Origin of the sequence: Bradyrhizobium sp. NAS96.2 (assembly GCF_001908235.1) — a bacterium.
Lineage (GTDB): Bacteria > Pseudomonadota > Alphaproteobacteria > Rhizobiales > Xanthobacteraceae > Bradyrhizobium.
The window spans coordinates 37314-53347 of the sequence record NZ_LGHK01000014.1; the positions used below are offsets into that span (position 1 = coordinate 37314).

Below are 16034 nucleotides of genomic sequence, written 5' to 3' on the forward strand. Positions count from 1 at the left end.
CCAACGGCTCACCGCCACTCCGCGACATTGACTGCAAGTGCTGCAACGCCCACGAGAACGAGGCTGACCGCCCAGACCGTCTCCAGATTGAACCAGCTCCGCGCGACGAATTTGACGCCGAGGTAGCGATAGACCAGCCATGCCAGCAGGCCGCCGGCGCCGAGCATGGCGGCGGTGTGGACGAGCGCGACCAAAAGCGCCATCGCAAGGTTCTGGTCGATCACGCGCTGCGCCGCGGTGTGGCCGTCATGCGCTGATGATGTCGCGCAGAGGCCGAGATAGATCGGCAGCAGCATCAGCCCTGCGCCATGCGCAATCGCCACCGCGAACGACCAGAGCGCCAGTCTGGTTGGCGGTATCCGCGCCAGCGCGCGCGGATGACGGCGAATGATAAGACGCGTAAGGCCGAAGCCGATGATGATGATGGCTGCCGCCATCTGGATCGGGCGCTGCCATTCCGCCAGCGCGATCAGCAGCGCAAACGGCAGCAGCACGAGCAGCATCGCCGCAAGGTGGCCGGTCGACAGCGGCAGCAGCGCGCCGAAGACGGCGCGCGGGGATCTGTCCATCAGGCCCGCGGAGACCGCGAGCGGCCAGCCCATGCCCGGGTTGATCCCGTGATAGAGGCCGCTTGCGATGATCGCGAGCCACAGCCAGATGGTCGTCGTATCGACGTCGCTCAATTCCATACCGATGGATAGCAGAACGAATCCGTCGAACAGTCGCCGCCCTCGAGGCGGATCTGATGCGGGCGATAGCCTCGGGGAAATCGACGAAATAATCCTTGGCGAGTTCCAGCCCGCCGTTCGTGCCGACGTTGGCCATGACCTCGGCCCCCGGCATGCCGTCGGGATAGAACTGGTCATCCCAGGTCGAATACAGCGAGTTGGTCCAGTACACCCGCTTGCCGTCGCGGCTGATCTCGACCATCTGCGGGCCGCCGGCAAACGCCTTGCCGCTCGGATGCGGCGTGCGGCGGGCGATGCCGCCGATATGCACCGACCCTGCAAGCTTTGGCTTCCTCGGATCGCGGACGTCGTATTGGCGCATCTCGCCGATGCCCCAGCAGGAGACGTAGAGGAAGCGGTCGTCCATCGACAGGTCGATGTCGGTCACCAGCGGCGGCACGGCGCCGAACCCCTGCAACAGCGGCGGCAGCTTCTCCTTCGGCGCCGGCTCGGGCGGGATGGTCGCGGTCTTCTCGGCGTGGAATTTTCCGCCCTCGCGCCACCAGGTCCAGATCGAGGCTTCGAGGTTGGTGGTGTCGACGACGACGCCGACAAAGCCGTATTCGCGGATCGGATCATGCGCAGGCCTGACCTCGAGCGCCATCTGGTGATTGGCGCCGAGATCGATGGTCTGCACGTTGCGCCGCGCGCGCAGATCCCAGAAGTGCAGCCGGTGACCGTATTTGTTCGACAGCAGGTCCTCAGGCACGATGCCGTTCTCGAATTGCGGCGGCAGCGCCCATTCGCTGGTCACCATGTAGTCGCGCGGCAGATTCCACCAGAAATCATAGTGCAGCGTCTGCGGCCCGCGGTCGATCTCCCAGCGGCCGAGCACGTCGAAGGTCTCGCAATCCATGATGAAGATGCCGGGCGGGCCCTGCGTGCCGTCCTTGCCGCCGCCGCCGAGGGTGGAGACGTAAATGCCGTCCGGTCCGCAATGAATGGTGTGCGGCCGCGAGTAGCCGGTCTTCTTGAACACTTCCTCCGGCTCGATGATCTTGTGGATCCTGGCCTCGAGCGGCGAAGGCTTGGTGTCGATGATGTAGATGCGCGACGACCGCAGCCCGGGAATGATGAGATAGCGTCGCTCGATGAAGGCATGCCCGGTGAGCGGCGACAATGCGGAGGAGCAGGCATTCCAACCGAAGTGATGGAACTCGTCGCCCTTGTTCGGCATCGTCACGGTGTGGACGATCTTGCCATAGGTCTTCGAACCCGGCTTGACGTCGATCACCGCGAGCGCGTCGGGCTTCTTGAAGTCGGGACTGAGCAGCAGCGTATAGGCGAACTGCTCCGGCGGCGCCTCCATTGCAAGCTTTGGCGAGGCGTGAAACGTGGGGTCGGGTCGCATCGTCATGACGTACTCCCGGTTTTGCTGGCTTGTTACCAACGTCGGGCCGTTCGCAGCGTTGCAACAGTCTGAATGGGGCGGCCTGGCACTCCGCTGGACGCGAGGTTGGCTGCGGACAGTTTACGGCATCATGCGCCTCCCGGAAACACGTGCGCATCCCCATCGGCTGTGGCGTTCTGCCACGAATTCGTGAGCCGTATCACACACGGAATTGCGGGCGGCCCGGCTCGCGCTGCGCCGCCATCCCATGTCCGCAAGTTGTGAAGCGAGACCGCTGCCGCTCGTGGTATACGCCTTGCGCGAGTTGGTCACTGGCAGGGGCGGACTATGCAGGCAGTCGATCGCGTCGTTGGGCTTTCGTCACGGATCAGGGCTGCGGCGCTAGGCGCAGCCATCCTGCTCGCATCGGCCTATTGCGACGCGGCCAACGGGCAGAGCGCCGAGCCGGTCTGGCCGACTGCTCAGTGGGAAACCTCGACGCCGGAGCAGCAGGGCATCGATTCGGCTGCGCTGGCAAAGCTGGTGGCGGCCGGCACCACGCGCAGCTTCGACAGCCTGCTGGTGACGCGCCATGACCGCATCGTGCTCGATGCGTATTACGCGCCCTTTACCGCCGACATGCCGCACGCGATCAACTCCTCCACCAAGGCGGTGGTCTCGACGCTGCTGGCGATGGCCTACAAGGATGGTCTGCTGGATCGTCTCGATCATCCGATGCTGGATTTCTTTTCCGATCGCAGCGTCGCCAATGTCGACGAGCGCAAGAAGGCCATCACGGTCCAGCATCTGCTCAACATGACGTCGGGCCTCGACTGGGACGAGGGGTTTGAAGGCGGGCGGGAGCAGTCGCTGCGCGACATGGGGAAGAGCGCGGACTGGGTCCAGTTCATTCTGGACCGCCCGATGGCGCATGCGCCCGGCGAGGTCTTCTACTACAACAGCGGCGGCTCGCATCTGTTGTCCGCGATCGTCAGCAAGCTCACCGGCAAGAACACCGCCGACTATGCCGAGGAGCAGCTGTTCGGCCCGCTCGGCATTAACAGGCCGTTCTGGCGGCGGGATCCGCAAAGGCTCCCGATCGGCGGATTTGGCCTGATGATGCGGCCGCGCGACATGGCGAAGATCGGCTATCTCTATCTGCGTAACGGTGAATGGGCGGGCAAGCAGTTGCTGCCGGCGGATTTCCTCGATGCCGTCAACCACGCCACCGTGAACATGAATGCCCGATTTGATCCGCGGCTGCGCTATGCCAACCAGTTCTGGACCATACCCGACAAGCACATCTTTATGACGGTCGGCTATCATTGCCAGGTGATCATGGTCCTGCCGGAGCGCGATATCGTTGCGGTCATGACGGCGAGCAATTTCTGCTCATTCGGCAGGTTGGCCGAAGAGATTTCCGGCGCCGTCAAATCCGACCAGGCTCTGCCGGCCGATGCGGCCGCGGCCGAGCAATTGGCAAAGGCGATCGCCGACGTCTCCACGGAGAAGGCGACACAGGTCGGTGCGACGCCTGCGATCGCATCCACGATCTCGGGCCGGACCTACAAATTTCCCGACAACAACCTCGGTATCAAGACACTGACGCTGTTCCTTGCCGACGAGAACCCGCGTTACGTCGTGGAGACCAACGCGGGCGATCCTGCACGGCGTCACTTCGACGGACCGATCGGTCTCGACGGCCTCTATCGCAAAAGTGCTCCGACCTTCCTCGGTGTGCGCGCCGTCAAGGGCGCGTGGACGGACGAGCGAACGCTTGTCGTCGACCTCCAATATGTCGGGCTCGGCGACGCCTGGACCTGGACGCTCACCTACGACGGCGACAAGATCGCGCTGCACGGCAAGGCGCGGGATGGGCGCGAGGGATCAGCGGAAGGGGCGGCGGGTGGCTAGAGCGCGATGAGATGAGGATCAGTCATCATCGTGCCTTGGCTCTTCGTCGTACTTACTGCGAATACGAAAGCTGCTCCTCAGTCACGACGCGCTCGATGTTGCCCGCTTTGCTTCTGATGCGGTATCGAAGCCGCCCGTCTGCTTCAATCGGCATCCGTTGAACGATGGTGTAGATTGCGGGCTGATCGGTCTCGGCACGACCTTGCGGCCCCTGGCCCAGGTGGTGAACGTCTTCATTCAGCTTGTAGGCATACGTCATCTGTTCACCTCTGCGGTTTTGCGGTTGCTCGCATGTCGGATCGTGCTGTGACAGCTATGGAGTGGTGGCTTATGGACGCGAATTGCTGCTTCGATTGCCGCGTCAGGTCTCTCCGGAGACCGCAGGAGCACATGAGTTACCTTGACCGAATACGCCGGAAATAGCCACCGAATACTCACCCTCGACGAAGGCCGCCTACAGGCGTTGGGTTCCAGGCCGTTTTTGCGGCCTCAATTGCCATTTGATCTCCGCAGGCAGATGCTGCCAGCCCAAGGACACAAGCAAAGCACAAGGGAGCGCAACATGACCAGGGCAGGTCCCGACAATCGGCATCCCAACAAGGACGGCGAAATCGGCAGCAAGCACGGAAATACGCTGCTGCGCACCTTGCGCAAGATTTATGGGCCAGGTTTCGCGGCGGGCTATCCTGAATCCGAGAAGCTGAGCGATGTGCTGGTTTCGCTGAATGAGACGTCGCTGAGCCAACTCCGTCGCGATCATCAGACCGGCCATCTCGGGCACAAGATCGACAAGGCTTCGAAGTAGATTGCCGAGCGGAGCCTTCGCTCAAAACTCCAGCGCCGCATTGTCCACCACCTCTTTCATGACGAAGAAGGTGCGGGTCTGCCGCACGCCGGGCAGTGCGATCAGCTGGTCGCCATGGATGCGATTGAAGTCCTCCATGTCGCCGGCGCGGATCTTGAGGAAGTAGTCGAAGTCGCCGGCAACGAGGTGGCAGTCGAGCACGCATTTGAGTTTCGCCACCGCCTGCTCGAAGCTCGCAAAGCTCTCCGGCGTCGAGCGGTCGAGCACGACGCCGACCATGACCAGCGTGCCCTTGCCGAGCTTGCGCGGCGCCACCATGGCGCGGACACCGCTGACATAGCCCTCGTCGAACAGCGCCTGGGTCCGACGATGGCAGGTCGCGGGGCTGACGCCGACCTGATCGGCCAGCTCGGCATTGCTGAGCCGGCCGTTCTTTTGCAGCAATCTCAACATCTTGAGGTCGATGCGGTCGAGCCGAGCGGGCATGGAAGAATCTCTCGCAATCGTTCGATATTGTGAGAGAAAACATATCATTCAGGCAAAATCTGGCAATCTTCGGCAATTACCTGAGCCGAGTTAGAGAGCACCTTTCGCACCAGTGGTGATAGGAGTCGCCGCCGTTCCAGACCACCAAAGAGGATGCCAGCATGCTGGAGAAGTTCGCACGCTATCCGCTCACCTTCGGGCCGACCGCCATCGAGAAGCTCGATCGGCTGTCAAAGCATCTCGGCGGCAAGGTCGAGCTCTATGCCAAGCGCGAGGATTGCAATTCCGGACTCGCCTATGGCGGCAACAAGCTGCGCAAGCTCGAATACATCATCCCCGACGCGATCGCCTCCAACGCCGACACGCTGGTCTCGATCGGCGGCGTGCAGTCGAACCACACCCGCATGGTTGCAGCGGTCGCGGCCAAGATCGGCATGAAGTGCCGGCTGGTGCAGGAAAGCTGGGTGCCGCATGAGGACGCGGTCTATGACCGCGTCGGCAACATCCTGCTCTCGCGCGTGATGGGCGCCGATGTGCGCCTGGTCGACGAAGGTTTCGACATCGGCATCCGCAAGAGCTGGGAGCAGGCGATCGAGGAGGTGAAGGCTTCGGGTGGCAAGCCCTACGCGATTCCGGCCGGCGCCTCCGTGCACAAATATGGCGGGCTCGGCTATGTCGGCTTCGCCGAAGAGGTGCGCGCGCAGGAGCGCCAGCTCGGCGTCAAGTTCGACTACATCATCGTCTGCACGGTGACCGGCTCGACCCATGCCGGCATGCTGGTCGGCTTCGCCGCCGACGGGCGTGCGCGCAACGTGATCGGCATCGACGGATCGTTCACGCCCGCGCAGACCAAGGCGCAGGTGCTGTCGATCGCGCAGAACACTGCGAAGCTGGTCGAGCTCGGCCGCGACATTGTCGAGGATGATGTCGTGCTGATCGAGGATTACGCCTATCCCGCCTATGGCGTGCCGTCGGAGGAGACCAAAGAGGCGATCCGCCTCAGCGCGCGGCTGGAAGGCATGATCACCGACCCCGTCTATGAGGGAAAGTCGATGCAGGGCATGATCGACCTGGTGCAGAAGGGCTTCTTCCCGGCCGGATCGAAGGTGCTCTACGCCCATCTCGGCGGCGCGCCGGCGCTCAACGGCTACGCCTACGCGTTCCGCAACGGCTGAGGCGTCGCACGCCTTGTAGCCCGGATGGAGCGGAGCGAAATCCGGGATTCGTGCCGCGGAGAGATTGTCCCGGATTGCGCTGCGCTTCATCCGGGCTACGGTCCTGCGTTCCATTTCCAGGAGTAAGGTCGGCGTCAGCTTCTCCCGATATCCTGTCCCGGCCGGGCGACTCGGGAGACCTTCGCGTGAGGATGTTGAATGCGGCTGGCCGGGCCATCGCCGCGCTCGGCGTTGGCATCGTCGCCGTGGGGCATTGGTTCTGGGCCTGTCCGGGCCAGGGCGCCGCGCTGCGCGCCCGCCTGCTGGCGATGAATCACGCGGTTGAACTGTATGCCGGCATCTTCCTGATCGGCGTCGGCGTCCATGGCCTCGCAGCCCACTACTGGTTCCGCGAACCAAACCCGCCCGCGCAGTCTTCGGCTCGGGAGCCGCAATAGCGTCCGCCTTGCGCGGCCGGTGAATTATGTCCGGGTTGACATTTCAGGAACAAAATAAGAACATTACGTCTGTAACCAGAGGGTGTGGCGATCGCCTCATCTGCGGCGGTATTGTGCGGCCGCAGGACCAAAGGCCAAGCCGCGCACCACTTGCGGATGAATTTCTCCGCCTCCTATGATGGGTTGTGGTTGGGGAGTGCGCGTCATGAGGGTTGTGGTCTGGGCGGTCGTTGCGGCCGCGTGGTTGTTTGCGTCCGCAACGCCATCAAGCGCCCGCGGTCCCTACGGTTCGATCACGGTCGGCAATTGGAAGGGCGGCGCCTTCACCAACGACAAGGACGGTGCGTTCACGCATTGCTCGGCGGGGACGGTCTATCAGAGCGGCATCTACTTCGTGGTGGCGATTGCCGCGAATGGCAGCTGGCGGTTGGGCTTTGCGCATGAGAGCTGGCGCCTGGTGCCGGGCGAGGCTTTCCCGCTGGCGCTGACCTTCGACGGCCAGCCTGCCTTCAACGTCTACGGCATGCCGCTCGGCACCCAGCTCGTGAATGTCGAGATGCCCGTGAACTCGGCGCTGATCAATCAGTTCCGCAAGGCGCGCCAGATGACCGCGTTTGCGCAGGGACAATTGTTTCAGTTCAACCTCAATCAGACCGCGCAATTGCTGCCGGCGCTGCTCAATTGCGTGGTCTCGGTGAAGAAGAACGGCGTCGCCAGTGCCGGGGAATTCGCGGTCGCGGCGAAGCCTGCGGCAGCGCCGCCGCAGCAGGCCGCTCCGAGCCCGACGCAGAAGCAGGCGAAGTCCGGGACCGGGACCGGCTTTGTGGTCAGCAGCAGCGGGCACGTCGTCACCAACCATCATGTCATCAATGGTTGCAGCGAGATCACCGGCAATTTGAGCGGCGAGGCGCCGGTCAAGCTGCGGCTGGTGTCCAGCGATGAGACCAATGATCTCGCGCTGCTGCAGGCGCCGTCGCCGTTCAAGGATGTCGCCAAGATCAGGCAAAATCCCATTCCGGCCGGCAATGGCGTGGTAGCGATCGGCTATCCCTATCACGGGCTGCTGACGTCGGATTTCACCGTCACCACGGGCATCGTCTCTTCGCTGAGCGGCATTCTCAACGACACCCGTTTCCTGCAGATCAGTGCCGCGGTGCAGCCGGGCAACAGCGGCGGCCCGCTGTTCGATCTCGGCGGCAGTGTGGTCGGCGTCGTGGCGGCCAAGCTCGATGCTGTCACCGTCGCGCGGGCAACAGGAACCATCCCGGAGAATATCAATTTCGCGATCAAGACCGGGGCGTTGCGCGACTTCCTCGACAACAGCGCGGTGCAGTACCAGACAGCCGAGTGGCGTGATTCGTTAAAGCGGGAGACGCCGGAGATCGCCAAGGACGCGCGTGGTTTCACACTCCTGATCGTTTGCAAGGTGAACGAACAAGCCGCGGGCAAGCGCGGCGATACGAAGTAGTGGTTCGTAGGATGGGTAGAGCGAAGCGAAACCCATCGACTTTGATCCGCGCGGAAGCATGATGGGTTTCGCTGCGCTCTACCCATCCTACGCATCTTCGTAGCTCGGGCAGCTCGCCAGTTACCCTACCCGCCGCAGCGTATGCACCGTGATCTCGGCCGGGCAATTCAGCCGCACCGGCGCGAGGCTGGTGCCGGCGCCGGTCGATGTATAGCCGGCGAGTTCGCCGAAGCGCCAGGCGTCTTTGCCCATCCGGCGCGGCAATCGCGCCTCCAGCTTGATCGCGATGCCGCCGGGCAGGCAGAGCTGGCCGCCATGGGTATGGCCGCTCAGCATCAGGTCGAAGCCGGCCGCCGCCGCTTCGCGATAGGATTCCGGCGTGTGCGCAAGCAGGATCGAGAACGCCTCGCGCGGGATCGCCGCGGCAGCCTTTGCAATGTCGTCGGTGCGATAGAAATGCGCGTCATCGATCCCGGCGAGATGGATCGTCGCGCCATCGCGCGCGATCGGCTCCTGCTCGTTGAACAGCATCCTGATCCCCATCGCCTCCAGCGCCGGCGTCATGCGGATGCTGTCGTGATTGCCGAGGATGCCGTACAGCGGCAGCTTGATCCGCGCGCAGAGATCTTTCATCAGCGCGAGGCTGGCCTCGAACGGGCCGTACGTCTTGCCGCGATAATCGCCGGTCAGGACGCAGATGTCGCAGGCGACATAGCGCACGATGTCGGCCAGATGCCGCATCGCGCCCTGGCTGATGTCGGCGTGGAGATCGCTGAGATGCAGGATTGTGAAGCCGTCGAAGGCCGCCGGCAGCCGCGCCGACGTCACCAGATTGCGCCGCACCTCGACCCGGTCGGCATTGCGCCGCGCACGGCCATGAAGGCCGACCAGCTTGAGCGCCGTCGTGACGATCCGCGGCGCCAGGCGCCAGTTCTCGACATTGAACACCAGCGTGCCCTGGCCGATCAGCTGCTTCTCGTGCGCGGCCTCGATCCCAAGCCGGCGCACGACGTGATCCGCGCCGATCCGCTCGACCAATCCCTGCAATGTCGTGTCGGCCATCGTTCCCCGTGCGGCCCACGATGCGACGCGGGCCGGCGCGACACTATCATGCGCGATCCCGATGGGGATACCGCCGAGGTCAAAGCATGATCCGGAAAAGTGCGCAGCGGTTTTCCCTCGCGACAAACGCGGGACGCGTTTGCGCGGAGATCATGCTCAAACAAGATGCCAAAGCGCGATGACGATTTGACCCGATCTCATCGCGCCTTAGACCACGGGGACGCGCCTGGCTGCAACGGCGGCCGGCGAGATCACCTCGATGTCGAGCGGCACCTGCCAGCGCTCGGTGAAGCGGATCTGCGGCGGCGCATTGCCGTTGCGCCCGCCCTGCAGCACGAAGCCATCATAGCCCGAATTCATCACCTCATTGCACTTCTGCACGTAGATCGGGAAGCCGCCGATATAGGGCATGAACACGCGGGGGCGGCCCGGGATGTTGGCGCCGACATACCAGGAGCTGCAGGTCGAGCGCAGCGATACCGTGGAGACATCGTTGACATGGGCGACCCAGGCATCCTCGTCGTCGCGGACCGCCTCGATCGTGCCGGCGCCGATGTCGCGCATGTGGCCGAGGCAATCCGCCAGCCAGTCGACGTGCTGCTCGATCGCCTGGATCATGCTCGCGAGCACCGATGGGCTGCCCGGCCCGGTGATCATGAACAGGTTCGGAAATCCCTCCGAGGCGAGCCCGAGATAGGCGCGCGGGCCGGCCCGCCATTTTTCGGCGAGCGTCTGCCCGCCGCGGCCGGTGATCGCGATCTTGTCGAACGAGCCGGTCATGGCGGCAAAGCCGGTGGCGGAAACGATCGCGTCGAACTTGTATTCGGTGCCGTCGACCACGATGCCGTCACGCGTGAAGCTTTCGATCGGCGTCTTCGAGACGTCGACCAGCTTCACATGCGGCAGATTATAGGTCTCGAAATAGTTGGTATCGACGCAGAGCCGCTTGCAGCCGAACACGTTCTGCGGGCACAGCAGCTCGGCGGTGGCGGGATCCTTGACGATGCCGCGGATCTTCTCGCGCGCGAAATCGGCGATGGTGTCGTTGGCCGCCTTCTCGAACAGCAAGTCGCCGAACGAACCGAGGAAGGGCAGGCCGCCGCGCTGCCAGGCTTCCTCATACAGCCGCTCGCGTTCATCCTCGCTTGCTTGCAGCGCGGGCTGGGCGTTGAACTGAAAATAGAAGCCGGTCGGGCGCGCGCGCGCTTTCGCGCGCAGCTCCGGATAATGCGCCTTGGCTTCCTTCAGATACTCCGCCGACAGCCGTTCGTTCCATGCCGGCACCGACCAGGTCGCCGTGCGCTGGAACACGGTGAGCTCGGAGGCCTGCTGCGCGATGATCGGGATCGACTGGATCGCCGATGAGCCGGTGCCGATGACGCCGACGCGCAGGCCGGTGAAATCGACACCCTCATGCGGCCATTCGCCGGTGTGATAGATCGGGCCGCGGAAATCCTCCATGCCTTTGAAGGCCGGGCGATTAGGCGCCGACAGGCAGCCGACCGCCAGGATGCAGAATTTCGCGGTGACCTTGTCGCCGCGGTCGGTCTCGATCAGCCAAGTGCCCGCCTGCTCATCGAAGGTCGCCGCGGTGACGCGGGTGTCGAACACGATCTGGCTGCGCAGGTCGAAGCGGTCGGCGACATGATTGGCGTAGGCGAGAATTTCGGGCTGCGGAGAATATTTCTCCGACCAGCTCCAGTCCTGGTCGAGTTCCTCGGAGAATGAGAAGGAATATTGCAGGCTCTCGACGTCGCAGCGTGCGCCGGGATAGCGATTCCAGTACCAGGTGCCGCCGACCCCGCCGCCTGCCTCATAGACCCGGGCAGTGAAGCCGAGCCCGCGCAGCCGGTGCAGCATGTACATGCCGGCGAATCCCGCGCCGACCACCACGGCATCGAACGTCCCGGTCTCGGCGGGGCGCGCAGTCGTGCGCGCGGTGCTCTCCTGAGCCATGTCCCGTCTCTTCCCTATCTTTTGTCGCTATGTTTTGTCGTGGCCGCGCCTCGTTGGACGGGCAAGGGAAGATTAGGGCGAGGGCGGCGCGGCCCGCAAGCACATGCGTTGCTGCGCCGGGTATGGCTCCTATGCCGCAGCGCCGATGGCTGCGGTATCGGATGGCGCCGTCGCTCGACCAGCTCGGCGCAAGCTGGGATCGGCGTCACTGAGACCAAGGCGAGCATCGGTAGGAGAATTTTCGAACTCCGGCGCAACGATAAATAGGGCCGCCGTGGTGGGTGATGGCTACAATATCTGCGGTGTATGGGCCGCTGTAACTCTTCGAGAAATTCCGCGGAATGGATATACTCAGGTCCCCGAGCCTTGGTTTGGGATGATGAGGATCCGTGCCAATGGCGCAAATCTCGAAGCGTTCCGCTCGCAATGTCGAAACCCCCGCTCAACCGGGTAGGTTCGATGTCGCTGCGCTGCGCGACGCAGTCGGCGAAAAGGCCTTTGCCCGCGGCTGCGCCTATCACGCGGAGGGGCGGGTCGAGATCATAACGATCAGCGATACCCGCGTGGTCGCGCGGGTTGTCGGCACGGAAATCTATCGTTGCGAGCTGACAGGGCGCGGGAACGATCTCTCGTTCGCTTGCTCCTGTCGAGCGTTTGCAGATTGGGGCTCTTGCAAGCATCTGATAGCAGTTGCCTTGACCGTCAACAGTCTCGATCCAGATGCTCTGGAACTGGCTTCCAACAGGCTCGGCAAGATCCGCGAACATCTGCGCGGAAAGGGTGTGGAGCAGCTTGTCGAGATGATCCTGAAGCTTGCGGAAAGAGATACCGCATTGTTTGAGGAGCTGAATCTGTCCGCCGCCTTGGACACTGCCGACGACGCAACGGTGCTCGCACAATTCAAGAAGGCCGTTACCGACGCGATCCGCGTCCGCGGTTATATCGAATATGGCGACATGCGCGACTGGGCGCAGGGCATCGAAGGCGTGCTCGATCGAATTTCCGTTCTGCTCGAAAGCGGTCGCGCGGCGCTTGTCCTGCTGGTGCTCGATCATTTCTTCTCTCAAATGGACGACGCGCTCGGCAAGGTCGACGACTCCGATGGAGGCGGCGGAGCGTGCTATGCGAGGGCCGCTGGAATTCACCTCGCGGCCTGCGAACGGGTGAAGCCGGATCCGATCGACTTGGCACGGATATTATTTGCGCGCGAGGTCAATTCCCCTTGGGAATTCTTCTTCGGTTCAAGTGAGACCTATGCTGACGTCCTGGGTGAGGTTGGGCTCGCCGAATATCGCAGGCTCGCAACCGAGGCGTGGCAAAAGGTGAAATCCAGGCAACGGAGGCGAACGGAGGTCCCGCCCGGTGGAGAATATGCGCTTCGAGCCATGATGGAACGCTTCGCCGAACGAGACAATGATGTCGATGCGATCATCGCCATTCGGGCCAATGATCTATCGTCCGCGTATCGTTATCTCGAGGTCGCTCAGGCCTGTCTCGACAACGGACGGGAACAGGAGGCGCTGAAATGGGCCGAAGAGGGGCTGTGGAAATTCGAGGATGAGCCCGACAAAGGCCTGGTTCTCTTTGCCTGTGATCTCCTTCAGCATAGCGGACGAAATGAAGACGCCAACGCGCTGCTCTGGAAGCTGTTCGGCAAGGAACCCAGCGTCGACCTATATCAGCGATTGAAATCCGCCGCTGGCGATCGTAAGGCCCAGATCCGTGTTCGCGATGATGCCATCGCCATGTTGAGCGCTCGAGCCGAAAAATCTGGCTCGCAAGCCGAATGGGATGTGTTCGGAGCTCCCGATGTTCTTGTGCACGTGCTCATGGCGGAGGGATTATTGGCGGACGCTTGGGCGGCTGTCGACAAGCACGGATGCCGTGAAATTGCGATAGAGGAACTTGCCAAAGCGAGCGAAGTGAACCTGCCGGCTGAAGCGTCGAAAGCCTATGCCAAATTGGTTGAGCGCAAGGTGCGGATGGGTGGGCAGGGCAACTACGATGCCGCATACGCCATGATCAAGCGGATGCGGCGCCTGGACGGGGCAGCCCAACATTCCGCCTACCTCGCCGATCTCATGACGCGCCACAAGGCGAAGCGGAATTTTATCAAGCTGCTGACGTCGAAGCAGGCCACCTGAGTCGGCGTCACCCCATGGCGCATCGTACGCGCTGCCCGGCTGCTACTTGGAGAAATCCTCATGAAACTTGGATGGCGGCCGCAGAAGTGGCTGGAAAAGAAAAGCAAGTCGGGCTTTCGCGGCTACCCGGTCGGGACGGTGGCGTTCTATGGAGCCGACAACCTTCGCGCCAGCAAAGTTGCCGTTGCGGTGATCACGGCGGAGGGAGCGCCACCCTTCGTATTGCGCAGATGGTTCTCCGAGACCGGTGATGTTCGCAACGATCCGACGACCATCGAGGAGATCGCAACTTTTCTTCGGGCGGAAGAGGTGCGCACCGTTGCCCTCTCGCCGACGATGATGGGGTGCCCGCATGAGGAGGGAATTGACTATCCAGAAGGTGAGGTTTGTCCGCGATGTCCCTATTGGGCCAACCGAGAACGCCCCCTGCCGCGCTGAGCATCGTCGGGGCATTCGAAGACGGCTTAGCCCTCCGTTGCCTTCACGATCCGGATCAGCTCGTCGCCATAATGCTCGAGCTTCTTGTCGCCGATCCCGGCGATGTTGCGCAAGTCGCTGAGCGTGTCCGGCCGCATCGCGGCGATGCCGTCGATGGTGGAATCGTGCAGCACCACATAGGCCGGCACGCCGCGCTGCCGCGCCACGTCCGAGCGCCAGGCGCGCAGGGCCGCATGCAGCGCCGGGTTTGCGACGCCGCCCGGGCTGTCGGCTGCGGGCGCGAGATCGCCGCGGCGCGACTTGCTGCGCACCGCGCGGTTGCGCGCGCCTTCCGGCTGCTCGCGCAGCATCACCGCGGTCTCGCCCTTCAGCACGCCGCGCGCGCTGTCGGTCAACTTCAGCGCGCCGAAGGCGTCGCTGTCGGCGCGCAGGTGGCCCATCGCCACCAGCTGGCGCAGCACTGCGCGCCATTGCTTCTCGTTGAGCTCGCGGCCGATGCCGAACACCGATAATTGGTCGTGGTTGAACTGCTTCACCCGCTCGGTCAGCCGCCCGACCAGCACGTCGATCAGGTGCATGGCGCCGAAGCGCTGCCCAGTGCGATAGACGCAGGACAACAGTTTTTGTGCGAGCACCTTGCCATCGCGGACGCGCGGCGGCGTCAGGCAATTGTCGCAATTGCCGCAGCTTTCGTCGGTGCGGGTCTCGCCGAAATAGCCGAGCAGGCGCTGCCGCCGGCAATGCACCGTTTCAGCCAGCGCGACCAATGCGTCGAGCTTGCCGATCGAGACGCGCTTGAAGGCGTCGGAGCCGGTTGATTCGTCGATCATGCGGCGCTGCTGCACGATGTCGGAGAGGCCGTAGGCCATCCACGCCGCCGACGGCTTGCCGTCACGGCCGGCGCGTCCGGTCTCCTGGTAATAGGCCTCGATGCTCTTCGGCAGATCGAGATGCGCGACGAAGCGTACATCGGGCTTGTCGATGCCCATGCCGAACGCGATCGTGGCGACGATGACGATTCCGTCTTCATTAAGGAAGCGGTCCTGGTGCCGGGCACGCACGCTCGCATCAAGCCCGGCATGATAGGGCAGCGCGGGAATGCCGGCCTCGCTGAGCGCCGTCGCGACATCCTCGACCTTGGCGCGCGAGAGGCAATAGACCACGCCGGCGTCGCCGGCATGTCGCTCCCTAATGAAGTTCTTCAGTTGCGTCGTCGCATTCTGCTTGTCCACGATTTCGTAGCGGATGTTGGGGCGGTCGAAGCTGGCGACGAATTCCGGCGCGTCGGTGAGGGACAGCCGCTCGGCGATCTCCTTTCGCGTCAGCGCGTCCGCGGTCGCGGTCAGCGCGATGCGCGGCACCTTGGGGAAGCGTTCGGCGAGTGCGGACAGGCCGATATATTCCGGGCGGAAGTCATGGCCCCATTGCGACACGCAATGCGCCTCGTCGATCGCAAACAGCGCGATCTGCGCCTGGCTGAGCAGGTTGAGGCAGCGCGGCGTGAGCAGCCGTTCCGGCGCCACATAAAGCAGATCGAGATCGCCGGCGAGCAGCCGCCGCTCGACCTCGGAGGCCTCCTCATAGGACAGCGTCGAGTTCAGCACCGAGGCGTTGACGCCGGCTTCGGTGAGTGCCGCGACCTGGTCGCGCATCAGCGCGATCAGGGGCGACACCACGATGCCGCAGCCGTCGCGCAGCAGCGCCGGCAGCTGGTAGCACAGCGACTTGCCGCCGCCGGTCGGCATCAGCACCAGGCAGTTGCCGCCATCGGTGACGTGGCGGATGATCTTCTCCTGCGCGCCGCGGAAGCCGGACAGGCCGAACACGGAACTGAGCACGGACCGCGCGTCGCGAGGCGGAGCGGATGCGTGATCGAGGGCGGGCTGGGCGGTCATGATCCCTTGGTATGTCCTGGGGTCAACAGGCGGTGATCGAGCACTTCTGGACGAACGATACCGGAACGAAACGTGTTAATACACGTCCCAACAACAAACTCAATTCACGCATGCCGGGTCAGCTGCGGATCATCACAGGCATTGCCGCGATCGTGCTGGTCGCGGGGGCGGCGGCGGGCTTTGCGGTCGCCTGGCG

The 16034-nt window shown here is 63.5% G+C and carries 14 protein-coding genes and 1 pseudogene; 8 read left to right on the plus strand and 7 right to left on the minus strand.

The annotated features are described in order from the left end of the window. Positions 1-8: 8 nt before the first annotated feature. Together AC628_RS02945 and AC628_RS02950 are read right to left on the minus strand one after the other, a co-directional pair. The gene (locus tag AC628_RS02945; RefSeq protein ID WP_074125260.1) at positions 9-689 is read right to left on the minus strand and encodes a hypothetical protein; all 681 of its coding nucleotides are present in this window, start codon (positions 687-689) and stop codon (positions 9-11) included. After that, positions 680-2085, minus strand: a pseudogene (locus tag AC628_RS02950) (selenium-binding protein SBP56-related protein). The gene AC628_RS02945 and the pseudogene AC628_RS02950 overlap by 10 nt, the downstream one beginning before the upstream one ends. Before the next feature lie 321 nt (positions 2086-2406). On the opposite strand from AC628_RS02950, the gene AC628_RS02955 reads away from it, so the two are divergent. After that, on the plus strand, positions 2407-3972 hold the full coding sequence (locus tag AC628_RS02955) for a serine hydrolase domain-containing protein (protein ID WP_074125261.1): 1566 nt from the start codon (positions 2407-2409) through the stop codon (positions 3970-3972). Between the two features lie 52 nt (positions 3973-4024). Here AC628_RS02955 and AC628_RS02960 read toward each other — a convergent pair whose 3' ends face one another. Next, on the minus strand, positions 4025-4231 hold the full coding sequence (locus AC628_RS02960; protein WP_074125262.1) for a hypothetical protein: 207 nt from the start codon (positions 4229-4231) through the stop codon (positions 4025-4027). A 303-nt stretch (positions 4232-4534) separates the two neighbouring features. Between AC628_RS02960 and AC628_RS02965 the strand changes: the two genes are divergently transcribed. After that, positions 4535-4777: a hypothetical protein gene (locus AC628_RS02965; protein ID WP_074125276.1), complete on the plus strand. Its 243-nt coding sequence runs from the start codon at positions 4535-4537 to the stop codon at positions 4775-4777. 21 nt (positions 4778-4798) lie between these two features. Here the strand turns inward: AC628_RS02965 and AC628_RS02970 are convergent, their stop codons facing one another. After that, on the minus strand, positions 4799-5263 hold the full coding sequence (locus AC628_RS02970) for an Lrp/AsnC family transcriptional regulator (protein ID WP_074125263.1): 465 nt from the start codon (positions 5261-5263) through the stop codon (positions 4799-4801). 161 nt (positions 5264-5424) lie between these two features. On the opposite strand from AC628_RS02970, the gene AC628_RS02975 reads away from it, so the two are divergent. From AC628_RS02975 to AC628_RS02985, 3 genes are all read left to right on the plus strand, one after another. After that, the gene (locus tag AC628_RS02975) at positions 5425-6438 is read left to right on the plus strand and encodes a 1-aminocyclopropane-1-carboxylate deaminase (RefSeq protein ID WP_074125264.1); all 1014 of its coding nucleotides are present in this window, start codon (positions 5425-5427) and stop codon (positions 6436-6438) included. 191 nt (positions 6439-6629) lie between these two features. Beyond that, complete coding sequence (locus AC628_RS02980; protein WP_245321004.1) at positions 6630-6875, plus strand: hypothetical protein; 246 nt, start codon at positions 6630-6632, stop codon at positions 6873-6875. Positions 6876-7080: 205 nt separating this feature from the next. Beyond that, positions 7081-8343, plus strand: coding sequence for a S1C family serine protease (locus tag AC628_RS02985; RefSeq protein WP_074125278.1), 1263 nt, complete (start codon positions 7081-7083; stop codon positions 8341-8343). 120 nt (positions 8344-8463) lie between these two features. Here AC628_RS02985 and AC628_RS02990 read toward each other — a convergent pair whose 3' ends face one another. Together AC628_RS02990 and AC628_RS02995 are read right to left on the minus strand one after the other, a co-directional pair. Beyond that, positions 8464-9405 carry a metallophosphoesterase gene (locus tag AC628_RS02990; protein ID WP_074125265.1) on the minus strand — a complete coding sequence of 314 codons (942 nt, stop codon included), beginning with the start codon at positions 9403-9405 and terminating at the stop codon, positions 8464-8466. 207 nt (positions 9406-9612) lie between these two features. After that, positions 9613-11361: a flavin-containing monooxygenase gene (locus AC628_RS02995; protein WP_074125266.1), complete on the minus strand. Its 1749-nt coding sequence runs from the start codon at positions 11359-11361 to the stop codon at positions 9613-9615. A 395-nt stretch (positions 11362-11756) separates the two neighbouring features. Here AC628_RS02995 and AC628_RS03000 point away from each other — a divergent pair, with 395 nt between their 5' ends. Further along, positions 11757-13505, plus strand: a complete 1749-nt coding sequence (locus AC628_RS03000) for an SWIM zinc finger family protein (protein WP_083632555.1) — start codon at positions 11757-11759, stop codon at positions 13503-13505. Positions 13506-13565: 60 nt separating this feature from the next. After that, positions 13566-13943, plus strand: coding sequence for a hypothetical protein (locus AC628_RS03005; protein WP_074125267.1), 378 nt, complete (start codon positions 13566-13568; stop codon positions 13941-13943). A gap of 26 nt (positions 13944-13969) precedes the next feature. On the opposite strand, the gene recQ is transcribed toward AC628_RS03005, so the two are convergent. Beyond that, positions 13970-15838, minus strand: a complete 1869-nt coding sequence (gene recQ / locus AC628_RS03010; protein ID WP_074125268.1) for a DNA helicase RecQ — start codon at positions 15836-15838, stop codon at positions 13970-13972. Between the two features lie 11 nt (positions 15839-15849). Between recQ and AC628_RS42545 the strand changes: the two genes are divergently transcribed. Continuing rightward, the coding region (locus tag AC628_RS42545) for a hypothetical protein (protein WP_143201420.1) at positions 15850-16034 on the plus strand (185 nt) is incomplete at its 3' end.

Excerpts from the sequence above, each read along its gene's own strand:
- AC628_RS02945 (WP_074125260.1), bottom strand. The coding sequence starts at position 689 with ATGGAATTGAGCGACGTCGATACGACGACCATCTGGCTGTGGCTCGCG.
- AC628_RS02955 (WP_074125261.1), top strand. The coding sequence starts at position 2,407 with ATGCAGGCAGTCGATCGCGTCGTTGGGCTTTCGTCACGGATCAGGGCT.
- AC628_RS02960 (WP_074125262.1), bottom strand. The coding sequence starts at position 4,231 with ATGACGTATGCCTACAAGCTGAATGAAGACGTTCACCACCTGGGCCAG.
- AC628_RS02965 (WP_074125276.1), top strand. The coding sequence starts at position 4,535 with ATGACCAGGGCAGGTCCCGACAATCGGCATCCCAACAAGGACGGCGAA.
- AC628_RS02970 (WP_074125263.1), bottom strand. The coding sequence starts at position 5,263 with ATGCCCGCTCGGCTCGACCGCATCGACCTCAAGATGTTGAGATTGCTG.
- AC628_RS02975 (WP_074125264.1), top strand. The coding sequence starts at position 5,425 with ATGCTGGAGAAGTTCGCACGCTATCCGCTCACCTTCGGGCCGACCGCC.
- AC628_RS02980 (WP_245321004.1), top strand. The coding sequence starts at position 6,630 with ATGTTGAATGCGGCTGGCCGGGCCATCGCCGCGCTCGGCGTTGGCATC.
- AC628_RS02985 (WP_074125278.1), top strand. The coding sequence starts at position 7,081 with ATGAGGGTTGTGGTCTGGGCGGTCGTTGCGGCCGCGTGGTTGTTTGCG.
- AC628_RS02990 (WP_074125265.1), bottom strand. The coding sequence starts at position 9,405 with ATGGCCGACACGACATTGCAGGGATTGGTCGAGCGGATCGGCGCGGAT.
- AC628_RS02995 (WP_074125266.1), bottom strand. The coding sequence starts at position 11,361 with ATGGCTCAGGAGAGCACCGCGCGCACGACTGCGCGCCCCGCCGAGACC.
- AC628_RS03000 (WP_083632555.1), top strand. The coding sequence starts at position 11,757 with ATGGCGCAAATCTCGAAGCGTTCCGCTCGCAATGTCGAAACCCCCGCT.
- AC628_RS03005 (WP_074125267.1), top strand. The coding sequence starts at position 13,566 with ATGAAACTTGGATGGCGGCCGCAGAAGTGGCTGGAAAAGAAAAGCAAG.
- recQ (WP_074125268.1), bottom strand. The coding sequence starts at position 15,838 with ATGACCGCCCAGCCCGCCCTCGATCACGCATCCGCTCCGCCTCGCGAC.